This is a genomic window from Janthinobacterium breve (assembly GCF_051380895.1).
In the GTDB taxonomy this organism is placed as follows: domain Bacteria; phylum Pseudomonadota; class Gammaproteobacteria; order Burkholderiales; family Burkholderiaceae_D; genus Janthinobacterium.
The window spans coordinates 14,731-32,921 of record NZ_JBNYXY010000001.1 but is presented as its reverse complement, the minus strand read 5'-3'; the positions used below and the strand labels follow the sequence as shown (position 1 = coordinate 32,921).

16 protein-coding genes are annotated in these 18,191 nt (G+C 62.4%); 13 read left to right on the top strand and 3 right to left on the bottom strand.

What is annotated here, in order from left to right; translation table 11 throughout:
* The first annotated feature begins 33 nt into the window (after positions 1-33).
* From ACQ4W0_RS00155 to ACQ4W0_RS00100, 12 genes are all read left to right on the top strand, one after another.
* Entirely contained in the window at positions 34-315 is a 282-nt protein-coding gene (locus ACQ4W0_RS00155) for a hypothetical protein (RefSeq protein ID WP_101482789.1), read from the top strand.
* The gene (locus tag ACQ4W0_RS00150; RefSeq protein WP_436574941.1) at positions 312-2,009 is read left to right on the top strand and encodes a PepSY-associated TM helix domain-containing protein; all 1,698 of its coding nucleotides are present in this window, start codon (positions 312-314) and stop codon (positions 2,007-2,009) included. Before ACQ4W0_RS00155 ends, ACQ4W0_RS00150 begins: the two co-directional genes overlap by 4 nt.
* Positions 2,006-2,347, top strand: a complete 342-nt coding sequence (locus ACQ4W0_RS00145; RefSeq protein ID WP_436574940.1) for a DUF3325 domain-containing protein — start codon at positions 2,006-2,008, stop codon at positions 2,345-2,347. The genes ACQ4W0_RS00150 and ACQ4W0_RS00145 overlap by 4 nt, the downstream gene beginning before the upstream one ends.
* 91 nt (positions 2,348-2,438) lie before the next feature.
* The gene (locus tag ACQ4W0_RS00140; RefSeq protein ID WP_436574939.1) at positions 2,439-3,626 is read left to right on the top strand and encodes an efflux RND transporter periplasmic adaptor subunit; all 1,188 of its coding nucleotides are present in this window, start codon (positions 2,439-2,441) and stop codon (positions 3,624-3,626) included.
* 5 nt (positions 3,627-3,631) lie between these two features.
* Positions 3,632-5,626, top strand: coding sequence for a MacB family efflux pump subunit (locus tag ACQ4W0_RS00135; protein ID WP_436574938.1), 1,995 nt, complete (start codon positions 3,632-3,634; stop codon positions 5,624-5,626).
* 191 nt (positions 5,627-5,817) lie between these two features.
* Positions 5,818-6,762, top strand: coding sequence for an ABC transporter substrate-binding protein (locus tag ACQ4W0_RS00130; protein WP_436575380.1), 945 nt, complete (start codon positions 5,818-5,820; stop codon positions 6,760-6,762).
* A 231-nt stretch (positions 6,763-6,993) separates the two neighbouring features.
* Positions 6,994-7,797 (top strand): cytochrome C assembly family protein, encoded by an 804-nt coding sequence (locus ACQ4W0_RS00125; RefSeq protein ID WP_070218587.1) that lies wholly within the window; start codon positions 6,994-6,996, stop codon positions 7,795-7,797.
* On the top strand, positions 7,794-8,057 hold the full coding sequence (locus tag ACQ4W0_RS00120; protein WP_436574937.1) for a PP0621 family protein: 264 nt from the start codon (positions 7,794-7,796) through the stop codon (positions 8,055-8,057). The genes ACQ4W0_RS00125 and ACQ4W0_RS00120 overlap by 4 nt, the downstream gene beginning before the upstream one ends.
* A 112-nt stretch (positions 8,058-8,169) precedes the next feature.
* Positions 8,170-9,219, top strand: coding sequence for a sigma 54-interacting transcriptional regulator (locus ACQ4W0_RS00115; protein ID WP_436574936.1), 1,050 nt, complete (start codon positions 8,170-8,172; stop codon positions 9,217-9,219).
* Positions 9,219-9,830, top strand: coding sequence for a 1,6-anhydro-N-acetylmuramyl-L-alanine amidase AmpD (ampD, locus tag ACQ4W0_RS00110; RefSeq protein ID WP_436575379.1), 612 nt, complete (start codon positions 9,219-9,221; stop codon positions 9,828-9,830). The genes ACQ4W0_RS00115 and ampD overlap by 1 nt, the downstream gene beginning before the upstream one ends.
* A gap of 382 nt (positions 9,831-10,212) precedes the next feature.
* A complete protein-coding gene (locus ACQ4W0_RS00105; RefSeq protein ID WP_436574935.1) occupies positions 10,213-13,167 on the top strand; it encodes a ribonucleoside-diphosphate reductase subunit alpha in 2,955 nt (984 codons plus the stop codon).
* A gap of 224 nt (positions 13,168-13,391) precedes the next feature.
* Complete coding sequence (locus ACQ4W0_RS00100) at positions 13,392-14,543, top strand: ribonucleotide-diphosphate reductase subunit beta (protein WP_102119637.1); 1,152 nt, start codon at positions 13,392-13,394, stop codon at positions 14,541-14,543.
* Positions 14,544-15,308: 765 nt separating this feature from the next.
* On the opposite strand, the gene ACQ4W0_RS00095 is transcribed toward ACQ4W0_RS00100, so the two are convergent.
* Positions 15,309-15,608: a hypothetical protein gene (locus ACQ4W0_RS00095; protein WP_436574934.1), complete on the bottom strand. Its 300-nt coding sequence runs from the start codon at positions 15,606-15,608 to the stop codon at positions 15,309-15,311.
* The gene (locus tag ACQ4W0_RS00090) at positions 15,593-16,633 is read right to left on the bottom strand and encodes a hypothetical protein (protein WP_436574933.1); all 1,041 of its coding nucleotides are present in this window, start codon (positions 16,631-16,633) and stop codon (positions 15,593-15,595) included. The genes ACQ4W0_RS00095 and ACQ4W0_RS00090 overlap by 16 nt, the downstream gene beginning before the upstream one ends.
* 28 nt (positions 16,634-16,661) lie before the next feature.
* Between ACQ4W0_RS00090 and ACQ4W0_RS00085 the strand changes: the two genes are divergently transcribed.
* Positions 16,662-17,195, top strand: a complete 534-nt coding sequence (locus ACQ4W0_RS00085; RefSeq protein WP_436574932.1) for a YggT family protein — start codon at positions 16,662-16,664, stop codon at positions 17,193-17,195.
* Positions 17,196-17,244: 49 nt separating this feature from the next.
* Here the strand turns inward: ACQ4W0_RS00085 and ACQ4W0_RS00080 are convergent, their stop codons facing one another.
* Positions 17,245-18,183, bottom strand: coding sequence for a carbohydrate kinase family protein (locus tag ACQ4W0_RS00080; RefSeq protein ID WP_436574931.1), 939 nt, complete (start codon positions 18,181-18,183; stop codon positions 17,245-17,247).
* Positions 18,184-18,191: the final 8 nt, after the last annotated feature.

Below are 18,191 nucleotides of genomic sequence, written 5' to 3'. Positions count from 1 at the left end.
CATGAACCGGCGTATGGCACGGGGAGCGCCGCGATGATGAAATCGGCCAACATGATGTTGTTCTCGCGCGTGCTCGCCGCCGTCTTTGGCGGCTATGCGCTCACGTCCGGCGTGGCCGTGCTGCTGTCTGCCGTGCTGCCGCTGTCGCGCGCCGAAGCCGTGCTGACGGCCACCTTGAGCGCCTTTGTCGTCTACACCTGCGCCGTGATCTGGGTCTTTGCCGTGCAAGACCTGCGCCGCGCCTGGCTCGGCATGCTGCTGCCGGCCATCGTCTGCGGCGGCATGGGCATGCTGCTGTCGCGAGGTGCCGCATGAACGCCGTCAAGGTAGACAAAGTGGTCAAGACGCCACAGCAGGGCGGCTTGCGCCAGGCCATGGCCTGGCTGCATACGTGGAGCGGCCTGTGGATTTCCTGGCTGCTGTTCGCCATTTTCCTGACCGGCACCCTGGCCGTCTTCGACGACCCGATCGGCCACTGGATGACGCCTGAACACGCCCTGGAAGAGGCGGCGCATGCGAATGATCCGCCGCTGCCCAAGGTCACCGACCGCGCGCACCGCCTGGAACTGGCGCTCGATTTCATGGCGAAGGAACACCCGAAGGCGGACATGTGGGAAATCTGGCCCGTGCAGCGTCCCGGCCATGGCCTGTCAGCCTACTGGTTCCAGCCCAGCGGCGGCTATGGCTCGGCGGACCTCGATCCGCTGACGGGCGCCGTCATCGAGCATGCGCGCGAGGTAACGGAGCGGGAAACCATCGGCGGTCACCATTTCGTCGATTTCCACTACGAGCTGCACGCGGGCCGCATCGGCGTCTGGATCGTCGGCATCACCACCATGATCATGCTGGTGGCGCTGGTGAGCGGCGTCATCACGCACAAGCGCATCTTCAAGGACTTCTTCACTTTCCGCCCGGCCAAGGGCCAGCGTTCGTGGCTCGACGCGCACAACGCGGTGGCCGTGCTGACGTTACCGTTCCAGTTCATGATCGCCTACACGGGCCTGGCATTTTTCAGCGATGACTATGTGCCGGCCCCCGTGGTGGCGCAATACGGCATGGAAAATGCCAAGAAGGCCTTTTTGGCCGACTGGAACGATGCGGGCAAGCCTGAGCGGTCGGGCCAGCCGCTGGCTATTCCCGCGCTGGAGTCGTTTGCGCAGCGTGCCGAGCAGACCATCGGCCAGGAAATCCGCGCCGTGGTGCTGGACAATCCTAACGACGCCTCCATGCGCGTATGCATGTACGGCTGGAATGAAGACACGGAACTGCTCACCCGCCTCAGCGCCAATTCGGGCCGGGCCTGCTATGCGCTGGCCACGGGCGAGCAGCTTGCCATGCGCCTGCCGGGCAAGTCGGACACGGGCGGCGCGGGCCTGACGCGCAGCGTCATGTCGAACCTGCACATGGTCGGCTTTGGCGGTACGCCCATGCGCTGGCTGTATTTCTTCTGCGGCCTGGCCGGCACGGCCATGATGGGCACGGGTGCCATTTTGTTCATGGTCAAGCGCCGCCAGAAGTCCGGCGGCGAATTCGGCGCCTATACGCAGCGCGTGTACCGCGCCATTGAATGCCTGAACGTGGCTGCCATCGCCGGCCTGGCCATCGCCTGCGTGGGCTTCCTGTGGGCCAACCGTTTGATCCCCGTCGGCATCGAGCAGCGCGCCGGCTGGGAAGTGCGCGCCTTCTTCGGCGTGTGGTTCCTGATGCTGGTGCATGCCTGTCTGCGCGGGGAAAAGCGCGCGTGGATCGAGCAACTGTGCCTGCTGGCCGCCCTGTGCCTGCTGCTGCCGGTACTGAATGTACTGAGCACGGGCGACAACCTGGTGGCGCAGGTCGCGCGCAGCGACTGGGAAAGCGCCGGTGTGGAACTGGGCAGCATGGCTTTCGGCCTGCTGGCTGGATGGGGTGCGTGGAAAGTCCACAAGCGCAAGGAAAAACCGGCCAGGAAGACTGCGGCCAAGGAAACATCATCGGCCAGCCTGCAAGTCACTACGGAAGGACAGTCATGATCAACACCATTCTTTGTGCGCTGGGCCTGTCATATGCGGGCATGGCCAGCCTCTCGCTGGCGATGGACCGCCACCATGGCCAGGTCTGGGGCAGGGACGCGGCGCCGAACGTGCGGCGCGCGCTGCAACTGGCCGGCGCCGTGTTGCTGGCGCTGGCCATCTGGCCCTGCGTGGCCGGCTGGAGCGCCAGCGTCGGCGTGGTCGCCTGGCTGGGATTCATCGGGGCGGGAGCGCTGCTGGTGGCCCTGCTGCTACCGTATGCCCCCCGATTACTGTTGCGTAGTTCCCTGCTGGCAGCCGTCGCCGCGCTGGCAGGGCTTGTGACGTTCCTGCGGTGATGACCACCGCCATTTTCAAGGATAGACTGATGCACTTTTCACGCTTGGCGACACCGTTTTACTTTACCTGCAACCGCAAGGCGGCTTCCTGATGGCGGCCCGCCTGCCTTCCCGCCGCGCCCGCATCCTGGGCGGCGCGGTCTTGCTGGCGCTGTTTGGCGCCGGTGTCCTGTGGGCCACGCGCGGCCCGGCCACCGTGTTCGACACGGCGCCCGTCAAGCGCGGCAATATCGAGGCCAGCGTCACGGCCATCGGCACCCTGCAGCCGCAAACCTATGTCGACGTGGGCGCGCAGGTGTCGGGCCAGATCACGCGCCTGCACGTGCAGCCAGGCAGCGCAGTGGAAAAAGGCCAGTTGCTGGCCGAGATCGACCCCAGCGTGCAGCAAGCCACGGTCGATGCTGGCCGCGCCGCCCTGGCGGGATTGCGCGCGCAACTGGCCGACCAGCAGGCGCAGCACCGCCTGGCGGGCCAGCAGCATGGCCGCCAGAAGCAGATGGCCAAGTTCGATTCCACACCGCTGGCCGACCTGGAAACGGCCGAAGCCACGCTGGCGTCGGCCGGCGCCAAGATCGATCACCTGAAGGCGCAGATAGCCCAGACCCAGGCCAGCCTGAAGGCGGACGAGGCGCGCCTAGGCTATACGCGCATCTACGCGCCCATGGCCGGCAAGGTGGTGGGCCTGGACGCGAAGGAAGGGCAAACCCTGAACGCCACGTACCAGACGCCGAACATCCTGCGCATCGCCGATCTGTCGGCCATGACGGTGTGGACGGAAGTGTCGGAAGCGGACGTGCGCCGCGTGCGCCCGGACATGCCCGTGTACTTCACCACCCTGGGCGGCGACCAGCGGCGCTGGAGCGGCAAGGTGCGCCAAGTGCTGCCCGCGCCGCCGGTGCCCGGTGGTTCCGCCGCCGGCACGGCGCTGGCGCCGTCGACCAGCAAGGTGATTTTATATACCGTGCTGTTCGACGTGGATAACGCCGATGGCGAATTGATGCCGCAGATGACTGCGCAGGTGGTGTTTGTCACGGCAGCGGCGAAGAATGTGCTGGCCGTACCCTTGCCAGCCCTGAAACCATCGACTGAAGAAGGCGCCAAGCCGGGGCAGTTTACGGCCCGCGTGATGGATGCCGACGGCAAGGTCGATACGCGCGCCGTCACCGTGGGCGTGCGCAATCGCCTCAGCGCGGAAGTGCTGCAAGGCTTGCGCGAAGGCGAATTGCTGGTCACGGGGGAGCAACCGGCCGGCAGCGGCAGCAGCAGGTTCCAGTTATGAGTGCCATGAGCGAGGCCGCGTCGCTGGGGCAGCCGGACCAGCCGCCGCCCCTGACGCCTTTGATTTCCTTGCAGGGCATCCGCAAGCGCTACGGCGGCCATGACGGCGCGCCGGCCGTGGAAGTGCTGCGCGGCCTGACCTTGTCCATCGGCGCCGGCGAATTCGTCGCCATCGTGGGCGCATCCGGTTCCGGTAAATCGACCCTGATGCATCTGCTGGGCTGTCTTGACCGACCCAGCGACGGCACTTACCGCTTCGCCGGCCAGGACGTGGCCAGCCTGAATCCCGATGAACTGGCGTGGCTGCGGCGTGTAGCGTTTGGCTTCGTCTTCCAGGGCTACCACCTGATCGCCACCGAATCGGCACGCGAGAACGTGGAAGTGCCGGCCCTGTACGCGGGCATGCCGGCGGCGGCCCGCCACGCCCGTTCCGAAGCGCTGCTCAAGCGCCTGGGCCTCGGTGACCGGCTCGACCACCGGCCGAATCAATTGTCCGGCGGGCAGCAGCAGAGGGTGTCGATCGCGCGCGCCCTGATGAATGGCGGGCGCATCATCCTCGCCGATGAGCCGACGGGGGCGCTCGACAGCAGCAGCGGCGCCGAAGTCATGGCCCTCCTGGGCGAACTGGCCGACGCGGGCCACACCATCATCCTCATTACGCATGACCGCAAGGTGGCAGCCCAGGCGCGCCGCGTGATCGAGATCCGCGACGGCGAAATCATCGAAGACTCGGGCGCCGTCGCCATTCCCGCCACGTCGACGGCCCTGCCGCCGCTCGACATGTCGCGCGCCGCCCACGATACAGGTGCCTCGCTGGGCACGGAATTGCTCGACGCGGCGCGCGCCGCCTGGCGCGTGCTGTGGATCAACCGCTTCCGCACGGGATTGACCCTGCTGGGCATCGTCATCGGTGTCGCTTCCGTGATCGTCATGCTGGCCATCGGCCTGGGCACGCGCCAGCAGGTGATGGCGCAGCTGGGTGCCTTCGGCTCGAACCTCTTGTATATGTCGTCGATCGGTGAAAGCTCGCGCATTCCAGGGCGCAGCATTACTTTGGCCGACCTGGAGGCGCTGGAGGAGGTGCCGGGCATTTCCCACGTGCTGCCGAATGTCACCGGCAACAAGGTGATACGCCACGGCAACCTCGACGTGCAGACGTATGTGCGCGGCACGGGACCGGCCCTGCCGCAGATCCAGACCTGGCCGGTGGCCAAGGGGGGCTTCTTTACCGAGGAGGACGAGCGCGAGATGGCCACCGTGGCCGTGCTGGGCGCGCACCTGGCGCAAAAGCTGATGCCCGACGTGCCCAACCCCGTGGGGCAGAGCATCCTGATCGGCAATGTGCCGTTCCAGGTGATCGGCGTGATGAGCGCGAAGGGAGCGCTGACGGGCGAGAAGGATGAAGACGACGTGCTGCTGCTGCCGTTTTCCACGGCCGGCATCCGCGTCTTCGGCCAGCGCGAACCCACGTATATCGCGCTGGCGGCCGACGATGTGAAGCGCATCGCCGAGACGGAAAAAGCCGTCGATGCCGTCATGTTCGAGCGCCACCGCATCCGCGACTTCGGCATCAGCAACGCGGCCGCGTCGATCGCGGCCGAAGCCAAGACGCAGGACAACATGACCATGATGCTCAGCCTGATCGCCGCAGTCTCCCTGGTGGTGGGGGGCATCGGCGTCATGAACGTGATGCTGATGACGGTGCGCGAGCGCACGCGCGAAATCGGCATCCGCATGGCGACGGGCGCGCGCCGGCGCGACATCCTGCGCCAGTTCCTCACCGAAGCCGTGCTGGTGTCGGTGGTGGGCGGCGTGGCCGGCATCGTGGTCGGCGTGACGGTGGCCGGCCTGCTGCTGGTATGGGACGTGCCGGTGATCTTTTCGCTCAGCGCCATTGCCGGCGCGTTTGCCTGCGCCGTGGTGACGGGGCTGGTGTTTGGCTTCATGCCGGCGCGCAAGGCTTCCGGGCTTGACCCGGTGGTGGCGCTGGCGGGACAGTAGGTATGCTAACGAGGCCGGCAGCGCGGCTGCCGGCAAAAAAATGTTGCCCTAGCTCCAACACACGGTACTATCTCCCCATAACAAAAAGCAGTGTTTCGCATAGTTTTGCCCTTGCGGGCACACATCAACCACCACAGGAGAACCCGATGCAGACAAAATCAACCTTGAAGACCGGTATCGCCGCCGCCCTCATGCTGGCGTTCAGCATGGGCGCCGTCCAGGCGCAGGCGCAGGAAGTCGTGCGCCTGGGCAACTTGAAGTTCGCCCATTACGGCGCCGTCTCGTACATCAAGGAAATCGCGCCCAAGTGTGGCATCAAGGTCGAAGAGCATATCTTTGCCAAGGGCCTCGACGTGATGCAGGCAATTATCGCGGGCGAGCTGGACGTGGGGGCGACGGCGTCCGAGGCGGCCATTTCCGGCCGCGCCGGCGGTGCGCCCATCTATGTGGTGGCCGGCTTTGCCAAGGGTGGTGCGCGCCTGGTGGGTGGCATGGGGCAAAAGATCGCCAGCGTCAAGGATTTGAAGGGCAAGCGCGTGGGCGTGACGCGCGGCGGCATCCAGGAAGTGCTGCTGCTGGCCGAGCTGTCGCAAGCGGGGCTGACGTATTCCGAAACCAAGGGCAAGGACGTGCAACTGGTGTTCCTGGCCTACGCGGACTTGAATCAGGCGCTGATGGGCAAGAATATCGACGCCATGATGCAGTCGGAACCGCAATCGTCGCAGGCCATCAACAAGGGCTTCGGCACCGAAGTCATCAAACCGTACGACACGCCGATCGGCGAACCCGTACGTACCATGGTGATGACGGAAAAGTTCTACAAGGAACGCCGTCCCGTGGCGGAGAAATTCATGCGCTGCTTCGTCGAAGCCACCAAGACCTTTATCGACAACAAGGCGACGGCGGAAAAGTATGTGCGTGAAGTCGTGTTCCGCGGCCAGATCACGAAGGATGACTTCGACGACGCGATCAGCAATTCGCCGTATTCGTATGACATTTCGCCCGAACATATCCAGGTGACCACCGATGTGATGGTGAAAACGGGCGTGGGCCGCATGAGCAAGCCGCCCGTGGCCAAGGACTGGGTCAAGACGGACTTGCTGGAGCAGGCAAAAAAGAGCCTGAATGTGAAGTAAACCGGATGTTGGCAGTGCCGATGGCTCGCTTAAGCGGGCCATCATTTTTTTTGGGCATACTTATATATATGCAGGTAGCGCGAAAGATTGCCGAAATCTTGAGGGTGCTCCACCCCGTTGCGCCTCAGGCGCGATATCATGGCAGGCTGGCGACATTGGATGGCGGCGTCGTGCCTGTCACCCGGTCTGTCGCTTGAATCGCGCTTATCGGCTATGGTGTAAACTTAAACTATGCAGATCTATTTCTTTTTCATCGCCGCCCTGTTGTACGCGGCGTGTGCGGTGCTTCCCTCGTCCCGTGCCCGGCTCATTGCCGGCCTGACCGGCGTCGCCTGGCTGGCGCACGCCGCCACCCTGTGGTTTGACCTGATGGCGCCTGGCACTTTGCGTTTCGGTTTTTCCGCCATGCTGTCGGCCGCGCTGTGGGTCTCGGTGGGCGCTTACTGGATCGAGAACCGCAATTTCAGCCTGGATGGACTACGCCGCATGGTCATGCCCAGCGCCGTCATCGCCATCGGCCTGGCCTGGGCCTTTCCTGGCAGCCAGGTCAGCATGGAAGGCAAGTCTGCCGTCTTCGGCTGGCATATTGCCGTGGCGGTGCTGGCCTACAGCACCTTGACGATTGCCGCCTTTCACGCCGTGCTCATGGCGCTGCAGGAATCGCGCCTGCATACGCGCAGCGAAAGCCGCGGCTTCATCGGCAGCGCGCTGGACCAGCTGCCAGCCCTGCTGACGATGGAAAAGTTGCTGTTCCGCATGATCGGTCTGGGTTTCATCCTGCTCAGCCTGACCGTGTTGTCGGGCATCGTCTTTTCCGAGCAATTATTTGGCAAGGCGCTCAACTGGGATCATAAATCCGTGTTTACCATGCTGTCGTGGCTGCTGTTTGCCGCCCTGCTGGCAGGGCGCCGCTTTCGCGGCTGGCGCGGCAAGACGGCCTTGAGCTTCACCCTGGCCGGTTTCGCCACTTTGCTGCTGGCCTATGTCGGCAGCCGTTTTGTACTGGAAGTGGTTTTACACCGAGGATTCGCATGACACGTGTTTTATTCTGGCTGGCGCTGGTGTTCCTGGTGCTGTTTGCTATCCGCAGCAAGATCCGGGGCATGCAGCAGCGCGCCCGCGCGCAGCAACAGCAACAGCGGCCGCATCCGTTTGCGCCGCCGGGCCGGCCGCAGGAATTGCCGGATGCCGAGCTGATGCTGTGTTGCGCCCATTGCGGCGTGTACTACCCGGCCTCCGAAAATGTGCAGGCCAAGGGTCACGATTACTGCAGCCACGCGCACGCCACGCTGTAAGGGTAAGCCCGCGCCGCATTGCTCATCCGTATCGTAACGTCCTCCGGCAGCACTCCGGCGTAGCATCTGCAGCAAGCGGTTCGCCACCGCCCATGCAGAAAGGCGGCCCCCTATGCCCAGTTCCAACCCGCAGACCGCGACCGCCGCCGGCAAGACGGCGGCCAGCGGCCTGCCGTCGGCACCGCAACTAGGTGGCAATTCGCTGCCCATGCAGGCGCTGCGCGCGCAGATCGGCCGCATCGCCCGCTGCGGCGCGCCGGTGGCCATCCGCGGCGAATCGGGCACGGGCAAGGAACTGGCGGCACGCGCCATCCACGCGCAGGGTGCGCGCGCCAGCTTCCCGTTTATCGCCGTCAACTGCGGCGCGATTCCCGAAGCGCTGATGGAAGCCGAATTCTTCGGCTGCCGGCCGGGCGCCTATACGGGCGCGCTGCACGAGCGCCAGGGATTGTTCCAGGCGGCCCACGGCGGCAGTTTGTTGCTTGATGAAGTCGATGATTTGCCGCTGGCCATGCAGGTGAAGCTGTTGCGCGTGCTGCAGGAGCGCCGTGTGCGCAAACTGGGCGGCAGTAGCGACGAAGCCGTTGACGTGCGCATCCTGTGCGCCAGCCAGCATGGCCTGGCGCGCGGCGTGGCCGCCGGCACGTTTCGCCAGGATCTGTTTTACCGCCTCAATGTCATCGAGTTGGCGCTGCCGCCGCTGCGTGAACGGCGCGGCGATCTGCAGGTATTATGTGAGGTAATCCTGGCGCGTCTGGCACCGAGCCAGGCCGTGAGCCTGGCGCCGCCGGTGCTGGCGGCCCTGGCCGCGTATGCGTTTCCCGGCAATGTGCGCGAACTGGAAAATATGCTGGAACGGGCACTGGCCTTTGCCGATGGCGGCGTGATCGCGCTCGACGGTCTGGGTCTGCCGTCGGCGGCGGGCATCACCCCGTTGCGGGCGGCGCCGGCCTTGCCGGAGCGGCAACTGTGCCTGCCAGGCATGGCCGTGTGCGGCGTGCCGCTGGATGTGTATTTGCGCCAGGCCGAGCGCGACATGATCATGCAGGCGCTGGTGCAGGCTTGCTATCACCGCGCACGGGCGGCGCGCCAGCTGGGGCTGAGCGTGCGCCAGCTGCGTTACCGGATGCAGAAATTGACGATACAGGAAGCGCTACCTTGATGACAGCATGGACGATAGATGAAGACGGCTGGTGCGACGGCGCGTTGCGCTATGACTCGCCGTACCAGGATGCGCGCCCGGACGGTGCGCAAGTCGACTTGCTGGTGATCCATAACATCAGCTTGCCGGGCGGCCACTTTGGCGGTCCGCATGTGTCGGACTTGTTTACCGGCCGGGTAGATTATAATGCCGATCCTTCTTTCGCCGACCTGCGTGGCTTGCAGGTGTCGGCGCACTTTTTTGTGCGGCGCGATGGTGCGCTGTTGCAATATGTTTCTGCTGATCAACGTGCCTGGCATGCTGGCGCGTCCACATTCGAAGGACGCCCGCAGTGCAATGGCTATTCCATCGGTATCGAAATGGAAGGCACGGACTTTGTCCCCTTCCAGCCGCAGCAATACCGCGTGCTGGTGGCGCTGACGGCGGCGCTGGTGGCGCGCTATGGCTTGTCCCAGGTGCGCGGCCACGAGCATATTGCAGCGGGGAGGAAGACGGATCCGGGACCGTTTTTTGACTGGTTTTTTTATCAAGAATGCTGGTTGGAAACTGTGCGCGGGCAGCCTGCGTTAGCGCTTACTACGCGGGGATTGGGCTTTCCATCCATGCCCTGAAAAGTCAACCGAAATCGTATATGAAAATACAAAAAATTACGCTGACGGATGCCGGAAAACTATTGCATCACCTTTCGATGGGCACTACAATTAGTGCATAACTTGGATTTAAAGACTATATGTAGTGCCATCACAGACGTTTTCAGAATTATTACCAAAGCTACCCTGTTTGTTGATATGGCAACGGGAACTGGCGTTTCATCACCCTTGATCGTGTTTCGCGCCAGCCGGGCTATACAGGTTGGGCGTATGATTTCTGGCTGTGTATTATTTACTATTTAGCAACAAACACCTGAAGAAACCCTGACCATCGGGCGTTCTATTCAACAACACACGCGGCAGCAAAACTGCAGGCTGACTTTAGCTGACAACGGGAGCTTCAATGCAATCACCACAAGATATTTCCATCCATCCAACGCCAGTATCGCCAGCGCCAGGCGCGGCCAATAGCGTGGCGAGCACGGGCGCGGCATTGGGCGACTATCGCATCATCCGCCGCAACGGCGCGGTGGTGGCATTTGAGCCTTCGAAGATCGCCATCGCCATGACCAAGGCGTTTTTGGCAGTTAACGGCGGCCAGGGCGCTGCCTCGGCACGCATCCGCGAACTGGTGGAGCAACTGACCGACGGCGTCGTCGCCGCGCTGGTGCGCCGCCATCCAGGTGGCGGCACCTTCCATATCGAAGACGTGCAAGACCAGGTGGAACTGTCGCTGATGCGTTCGGGCGAGCACGACGTGGCGCGTGCCTACGTGCTGTACCGTGCCAAGCACATGGAAGAGCGCCGCCTGCAGAAGGAAGCGCTGGGCGCTTCCGCGCAAGTGACCGCACCCCAATTGAACGTGACGGACAACGGCGTGCGCCGCCTGCTGGACATGCAGGAAGTGCGCGACCTGATCAACGCCGCCTGCGCCGGCCTGGAAAAGCACGTCGATGCCGACGCCATCCTGGCTGAAACGGTGAAGAACCTGTACGACGGCGTGCCCGTCGAAGAGCTGCACAAGTCGGCCATCCTGGCGGCGCGCGCGCTGATGGAAAAAGATCCGGCCTACAGCCAGGTTACGGCCCGCATCTTGCTGCACACGGTGCGCAAGGAAGTGTTCGGCAAGGAAGTACCGCAAGCGGCCGCTGCTGCCGAGTACCTGACGTATTTCCCGCAATATATCGCCAAGGGCATCGCCAACGAGCTGCTGAACCCGGTACTCGCCAGCTTCGACCTGGAACGCCTGGCGAAAGCCATCGTTGCCGACCGCGACTTGCAATTCGGCTACATCGGTCTGCAAACCCTGTATGACCGCTACTTCCTGCACATCCATGACGTACGCATCGAAATGCCGCAAGCGTTCTACATGCGCGTGGCCATGGGCCTGTCGCTGAACGAAGCGGACCGCGAAGCGCGCACCATCGAGTTCTACAATTTGCTGTCCTCGTTCGACTTCATGAGCTCGACCCCGACCCTGTTCAACTCGGGCACCCTGCGCTCGCAGCTGTCGTCGTGCTACCTGAGCACTGTCTCGGACGACCTGGAAGGCATCTACGACGCCATCAAGGACAATGCGCTGCTGGCCAAGTACGCCGGCGGCCTGGGCAACGACTGGACGCCAGTGCGCGCACTGGGCGCCCACATCAAGGGCACCAACGGCAAGTCGCAAGGCGTGGTGCCGTTCCTGAAAGTGGTCAACGACACGGCCGTGGCAGTCAACCAGGGCGGCAAGCGCAAGGGCGCCGTCTGCGCCTACCTGGAAACCTGGCACATGGACATCGAGGAATTCCTCGACCTGCGCAAGAACACGGGCGACGACCGCCGCCGCACGCACGACATGAACACGGCGAACTGGATTCCCGACATGTTCATGAAGCGCGTCATGGAAAAAGGCGAGTGGACCCTGTTCTCGCCATCCGAAACGCCAGACTTGCACGACCTGGTCGGCAAAGCCTTTGAAAAGGCTTACCTGGGCTACGAAGCCAAGGCAGCCGCCGGCGAAATCCGCTCGTACAAAAAGATCGCCGCGCTGGACCTGTGGCGCAAGATGCTGTCGATGCTGTTTGAAACGGGCCACCCATGGATCACATTCAAGGATCCTTGCAACATCCGCAGCCCGCAGTCGCACGTCGGCGTCGTCCACAGCTCGAACCTGTGCACGGAAATCACGCTGAACACGGGCCCTGACGAAATCGCCGTCTGTAACCTCGGTTCCGTGAACATGCCGGCGCACATGAAGGAAGGCAAGCTCGATCACGTCAAGCTGGCCAAGACCATCCGCACCGCCATGCGCATGCTCGACAACGTCATCGACATCAATTACTACGCCGTCGAGAAGGCACGCAATTCGAACATGCGCCATCGCCCGGTCGGCATGGGCGTCATGGGCTTCCAGGACTGCCTGCACATGATGCGCATCCCGTTCGCCTCGGACGCAGCGGTCAGCTTCGCCGATACCTCGATGGAAGCGGTCTGCTACTACGCTTACCTGGCGTCGACGGAACTGGCCGAAGAGCGTGGCCGCTATGAATCGTATGCCGGTTCGCTGTGGGACCGTGGCATCCTGCCGCAGGACTCGGTGAAACTGCTGGCCGAAGAGCGCGGCGGCTACCTGGAAGTCGATTCCTCGTCGGCCATGGACTGGACGCCGGTGCGCGAACGCATCGCCAAGTTCGGCATGCGCAACTCGAACTGCGTGGCGATCGCCCCGACGGCGACGATTTCGAACATCATCGGCGTATCGGCCTGTATCGAGCCGACGTTCCAGAACCTGTACGTGAAATCGAACCTGTCGGGCGAATTCACCGAAATCAACGGCTACCTGGTGCGCGACCTGAAGGCACGCGACCTGTGGGATGAAGTCATGATCTCCGACCTGAAGTACTTCGACGGCTCGCTGGTGAAGATCGACCGCATCCCGCAAGACCTGCGCGATATCTACGCTACCGCCTTTGAAGTATCGCCAAGCTGGCTGGTGGAAGCGGCTTCGCGTCGCCAGAAGTGGATCGACCAGGCCCAGTCGCTGAATATCTACATGGCGGGTGCTTCCGGCAAGAAACTGGACGAGACTTACAAGCTGGCATGGTTGCGTGGCCTGAAAACCACCTACTACCTGCGTACCATCGCCGCGACCCACATGGAGAAATCGACCTCCAAGACGGGTGCCCTGAACGCCGTGGCCGTCGATGGCGGCATGTCGGCCAGCGCACAGAGCGCCCAGGCAGCGGTCGTGGCGGCAGCCGCTGCCGCCGTGGTGGCACCCGTGGTGGCTGCGGCAGCGGACGACGCCGATGGCGAAGCCTGCTACCTGCGTCCGGGAGATGACGGTTTCGAAGAATGCGAAGCCTGCCAGTAAAAACCTGCTGCGCAGCCCCCTCTCGGGTTCTGTGTTGCTCACCGTACTAAAGTACGGCTCCGCTACTCGACCCGATATCGGGCTTGCTCGCGACGGTTTTTAAAAAATTTAAAGTTGTCAGCCCGGCACGGTCGGGCTGATTCAATGTTGTTAATGTCCGTATTGTCCGATTCAACGGGCCTGTTGCGGATCGCCGGCTCGCCGGCATGGAAAGGAAGATGAATATGTCGTTGTCATGGGATGATGAAACCACGTCGGCAGCTGTGCCGCGTCCGGCGCAGCAAGCGCCATTGGGAAATACCGAATTGAACCTGCCGGCAGGTGCCGAGCCGTCCGAAGCGAACGCCGAGCAAGTGGCGCGCCGCGTGAATGCCGACGACAAGCGCATCATCAACGGCAAGACGGACGTCAACCAGCTGGTGCCGTTCAAGTACAAGTGGGCGTGGGACAAATACCTGGCCGGTTGCGCCAACCACTGGATGCCGCAGGAAGTGAACATGCAGCGCGATATCGAGCTGTGGAAAAACCCGAACGGCCTGACGGACGACGAGCGCCGCCTGGTCAAGCGCAACTTGGGCTTCTTCGTGACGGCCGACTCGCTGGCAGCCAACAACATCGTGCTGGGTACCTACCGCCACATCACGGCGCCCGAGTGCCGCCAGTACCTGCTGCGCCAGGCGTTCGAGGAAGCGATCCACACGCACGCCTACCAGTACATCGTCGAGTCGCTGGGGCTGGACGAAGGCGAGATCTTCAACGCCTACAACGAAGTCAAGTCGATCCGTGACAAGGATGAATTCCTGATCCCGTTCATCAACACCCTGACCGACCCCGCGTTCACCACCGGCACGGTGGAAAACGACCAGAAGCTGCTGAAATCCCTGATCGTCTTCGCTTGCCTGATGGAAGGCCTGTTCTTCTACGTCGGCTTCACGCAGATCCTGGCGCTGGGCCGCCAGAACAAGATGATGGGCGCTGCCGAGCAGTACCAGTACATCCTGCGCGACGAATCGATGCACTGCAACTTCGGCATCGACTTGATCAACACGATCAAGATGGAAAATCCGCTGCTGTGGACGGCCGAATTCCGCGAAGAGATCAAAGTGCTGTTCCTGCAGGCCGTCGATCTGGAATACGCGTACGCGGAAGACACCATGCCACGCGGCGTGCTGGGTCTGAATGCGCCGATGTTCAAGGGCTATCTGCGCTTCATCGCCAACCGCCGCGCGCAGCAGATCGGCATCGAGCCGCTGTTTGCCCAGGAAGAAAATCCGTTCCCGTGGATGAGCGAAATGATCGACATGAAGAAGGAGCGCAACTTCTTCGAGACGCGCGTGACCGAGTACCAGACCGGTGGTGCGCTGAACTGGGAATAAGCGTTTTCCCGCCAACGCCAAAAGCGCCGTCATCGTGACGGCGCTTTTTTTTCGCCTGCATGGCGGCGAAAAATGCCGCCGCCGCGGGAGGTTCAAAGCGCCTCCGGCGGGACGGAAAAATGCGTGCTTCATTCTGCGATGCGAAGAGGCTTGCGCCAGTTTTTTCGGATGGTGCGAACGGCCCCATTGCGGGCCAAAAAAAATCGTTTCCGGAGACGCTGGCGGCGGCATTTGGCACGCGATTGTGCGATAGCACGCGTATCGTGCAAAAAAGGCCGCGAAAACGTGTCGTGCCGGTTGCGCATTGACAAGGTTTTCGTGTACTTTATGAGATTGCAAATGCGAGCGTTAGAATGCGGGGTTTTTTAACCAGCGCGGTAGCGAAAAGACCTCGCAAAACAGGGATACAGATTTACACGGATATGCACAAAACCACACCGTTTTCGTCTGCCGCCGTGCCCGAATTTTTTCAGGCATGGCGGTTTTTTATTTGACGCATAGGTGTTGTAGCGAGCGCGATGCGAGGAGCGAAAAAACGCACGGCATCGAAAACGAATGACCGAATTCAGACTTTGCCACCAGCTGCGAGATAAAGCAGGGTGGCACCGACGATGGCTGAAGTGCTGCAAACGTGAGGAGTTGCAGCAGTTCAGCTGGTGCCGAATTCATTAGCGCAAACGACCGTTTGTGCCGATGAATAATTCGCCTGGCCTATCCCTGTGGTGGGTCGGACGGGTTTAAATCTTGTAGCTTAAATTTCTCATCTCAGATGAAGGAGAGACAAATGGCAACAGCCGCTAAGAAATCAGAAGTAAAGAAACCAGCCGCCAAGGCTGCTCCTGCCGCGAAGAAGCCGGCAGCCGCAGCCAAGACGGTTGCCGCTAAACCAGCTGCCAAAGCCGCAGCAAAACCAGCCGCCAAACCAGTCGCCAAACCAGTCGCCAAAGCCGCAGCCAAGCCTGCAGCAAAAGTGGCTGCCAAGCCGGCAGCAAAACCGGTAGCGAAAGCCGCAGCCAAACCAGCGGCCAAGGCAGCAGCTAAACCGGCAGCTAAGCCGGCAGCCAAGCCAGCCGCGAAAGTGGCAGCGAAACCTGCCGCCAAGGCAGCAGCGAAGCCAGTGGCGAAAAAAGCCGTTGCCAAGCCGGCAGCAAAAGCCGCAGCGAAGCCTGCCGCCAAGGCAGCAGCCAAGCCTGCAGTGAAAAAAGCCGCAGCGAAACCTGCAGCGAAGGCAGCAGCGAAACCGGTCGCCAAGGCAGTAGCCAAGCCAGCAGCGAAAAAAGTCGTCGCCAAGCCGGCCGCCAAGGCAGCAGCGAAGCCAGCAGCAAAAGCTGTAGCCAAGCCAGCAGCAAAAGCGGCAGCCAAGCCAGCCGCCAAGGCAGCAGCGAAGCCAGCAGCGAAAAAAGTCGTTGCCAAGCCGGCAGCCAAAGCAGCAGCCAAGCCAGCAGCGAAAGCCGCAGCGAAACCTGCCGCCAAAGCAGTAGCGAAGCCAGCGGCCAAGCCTGCAGCGAAAAAAGCGGCAGCGAAACCTGCTGCCAAACCGGTAGCCAAGGCAGCAGCGAAGCCAGCAGCAAAAGCTGCAGCCAAGCCAGCAGCGAAGGTAGCAGCAAAGCCAGCAGCGAAAGTTGCCGCCAAGCCAGCAGCGAAAGTCGCAGCCAAGCCGGCAGCCAAAGCAGCAGCGAAACCTGCCGCCAAGGTTGCAGCAAAACCTGTAGCGAAGCCAGCGGCCAAGGTAGCAGCCAAGCCAGCAGCAAAAGTTGCTGCCAAGCCAGCGGCCAAGCCGGCAGCGAAAGCAGCAGCGAAACCTGCCGCCAAGCCAGCCGCAGCGCCAGTCGTGGCAGCAGCGCCGGCAGCAGCTCCAGCGGCACCAGCCGCCGTGGCAGCCAAGCCAGCCGCCAAGAAGGCCGCGCCTCAAAAGGCCGCACCGAAGAAGGCAGCTCCTGTGGCCAAGCCATCGGCACCCATCGCACCTGTAGCAAAAACCGTGTTGGCACCGGCTGCAGCCTGGCCATTCCCAACCAGCACCCGCCCATCGTAATTTCAACGATACGGGTGCCTGGATGAGGCAACACGCCGCTGTGTGACTCAATCACACAGCGGTTTTTTTTTGGAGAATTAGTCGTGCTGATCGTTATCCTTACATTGGTCGTTGATACCATTGCCACCTTGCTGGGCGGCGTGTTGCTGCTGCGCTTCTGGATGCAGGCGGTGCGCGTGCGGCCTCCCTCGTCAGTGGCGCAATTCACGTTTCAATTGTCCGACTGGTTGGTGCGCCCCCTGCGCCGCGTGGTGCCGGGCGTGGGCGGGTATGACTGGGCCAGCCTGATCGGCGCCTTCCTGATCGTGCTGCTGGCCAGCTCGGTCCTGTTTATTTCCGGCGCTCCCGTCGAAGTGGTGCTGCTCAAGTCGCTGCAACGCTTCCTGCAATGGATACTCTACGGTTTCATGGCCTTGCTGATCATCGAAGCCATCTTCAGCTGGGTCAACCCGCATGCGCCGCTGGCGCCGTTTATACGCGCCCTGAACGAGCCGCTGCTGCGTCCTATCCGCAAGGTCGTGCCGCTGGTCGGCAGCCTGGACCTGTCGCTGCTGGTGGCGCTGATCCTGTTGCAGATCGCGCAAGTGCTGGTGGGGATGATTATCGTGCTGAGGTAAAGCGGGGAGGTCGGCCTGGCGCAGGCGCGCAAGCCGACCGGACTACCTATTAATAGCGGTAGCCAAACGCCGCTTCAAACTGGTCGGCGATGCTGGCTGGCGTAAACACATGGTTTTGCGCGCCCTGCGTGGCGATCTTGATGGCGCCCAGCAGGCTGGCCAGGCGGCCGCTGGTTTCCCAGCCCAGGTCGTTGGTGATGCCGAACAGCAAGCCAGCACGGTAAGCGTCGCCGCAACCGGTCGGGTCCAGCACTTCCTTGGCGGCCACGACAGGAATGTCGATGCGCTTGCCGTCCGTATAAATTTCCGAACCTTTTTCGCCGCGCGTGACGATCAGCGCTTCCAGGCGGCCGGCGATGTCCGGCAGGCTCAAGCCCGTGCGTTCCATCAACATTTCCATTTCATAGTCGTTGGCCGACACATACGTGGCTTTGTTGATGAAGTCGATCAACTGTTCACCATTGAAGCGTGGCAACTGTTGACCTGGGTCAAACATGAAGGGGATGCCCAGCTCGGCCAGGTCGGCGGCGTGCTTGAGCATGCCCTGGTCGCCGTCCGGCGAAATGATGGCGACCTTGGCCGGGCCCGCATTGGCGATCGGGTTTTCATGCGCAAACGACATTGCGCCCGGGTGGAAGGCATTGATCTGGTTATTGTCCGCATCGGCCGTGACGAAGCACTGCGCGTTGTAGCTGTCGGCCTTGATCAGGATGTTGGCGGTGGAAATGCCCAGCTTTTGCAGGCGTTCCAGGTAGGCGGCGCTGTCCTGGCCCATGACGCCGACGATGCGCGGGTCGCCGCCCAGCATTTTCAGGCTGTAGGCGATGTTGCCCGAGCAACCGCCGAACTCCGTGCGCATGGTGGGCACGAGGAAGGAGACGTTCACCTTGTGCAACTGGTCGGCCAGCAGGGATTCGCCGAAGCGGCCGGGGAATTGCATGATGGTGTCGGTGGCAAGCGAGCCGCAGATCAGCGATGTTTTGGTCATGATAGTGT

Excerpts from the sequence above, each read along its gene's own strand:
- ACQ4W0_RS00125 (WP_070218587.1), top strand. The coding sequence starts at position 6,994 with ATGCAGATCTATTTCTTTTTCATCGCCGCCCTGTTGTACGCGGCGTGT.
- ACQ4W0_RS00155 (WP_101482789.1), top strand. The coding sequence starts at position 34 with ATGATGAAATCGGCCAACATGATGTTGTTCTCGCGCGTGCTCGCCGCC.
- ACQ4W0_RS00130 (WP_436575380.1), top strand. The coding sequence starts at position 5,818 with ATGCTGGCGTTCAGCATGGGCGCCGTCCAGGCGCAGGCGCAGGAAGTC.
- ACQ4W0_RS00135 (WP_436574938.1), top strand. The coding sequence starts at position 3,632 with ATGAGCGAGGCCGCGTCGCTGGGGCAGCCGGACCAGCCGCCGCCCCTG.
- ampD (WP_436575379.1), top strand. The coding sequence starts at position 9,219 with ATGACAGCATGGACGATAGATGAAGACGGCTGGTGCGACGGCGCGTTG.
- ACQ4W0_RS00105 (WP_436574935.1), top strand. The coding sequence starts at position 10,213 with ATGCAATCACCACAAGATATTTCCATCCATCCAACGCCAGTATCGCCA.
- ACQ4W0_RS00140 (WP_436574939.1), top strand. The coding sequence starts at position 2,439 with ATGGCGGCCCGCCTGCCTTCCCGCCGCGCCCGCATCCTGGGCGGCGCG.
- ACQ4W0_RS00115 (WP_436574936.1), top strand. The coding sequence starts at position 8,170 with ATGCCCAGTTCCAACCCGCAGACCGCGACCGCCGCCGGCAAGACGGCG.
- ACQ4W0_RS00145 (WP_436574940.1), top strand. The coding sequence starts at position 2,006 with ATGATCAACACCATTCTTTGTGCGCTGGGCCTGTCATATGCGGGCATG.
- ACQ4W0_RS00120 (WP_436574937.1), top strand. The coding sequence starts at position 7,794 with ATGACACGTGTTTTATTCTGGCTGGCGCTGGTGTTCCTGGTGCTGTTT.
- ACQ4W0_RS00100 (WP_102119637.1), top strand. The coding sequence starts at position 13,392 with ATGTCGTTGTCATGGGATGATGAAACCACGTCGGCAGCTGTGCCGCGT.
- ACQ4W0_RS00150 (WP_436574941.1), top strand. The coding sequence starts at position 312 with ATGAACGCCGTCAAGGTAGACAAAGTGGTCAAGACGCCACAGCAGGGC.
- ACQ4W0_RS00080 (WP_436574931.1), bottom strand. The coding sequence starts at position 18,183 with ATGACCAAAACATCGCTGATCTGCGGCTCGCTTGCCACCGACACCATC.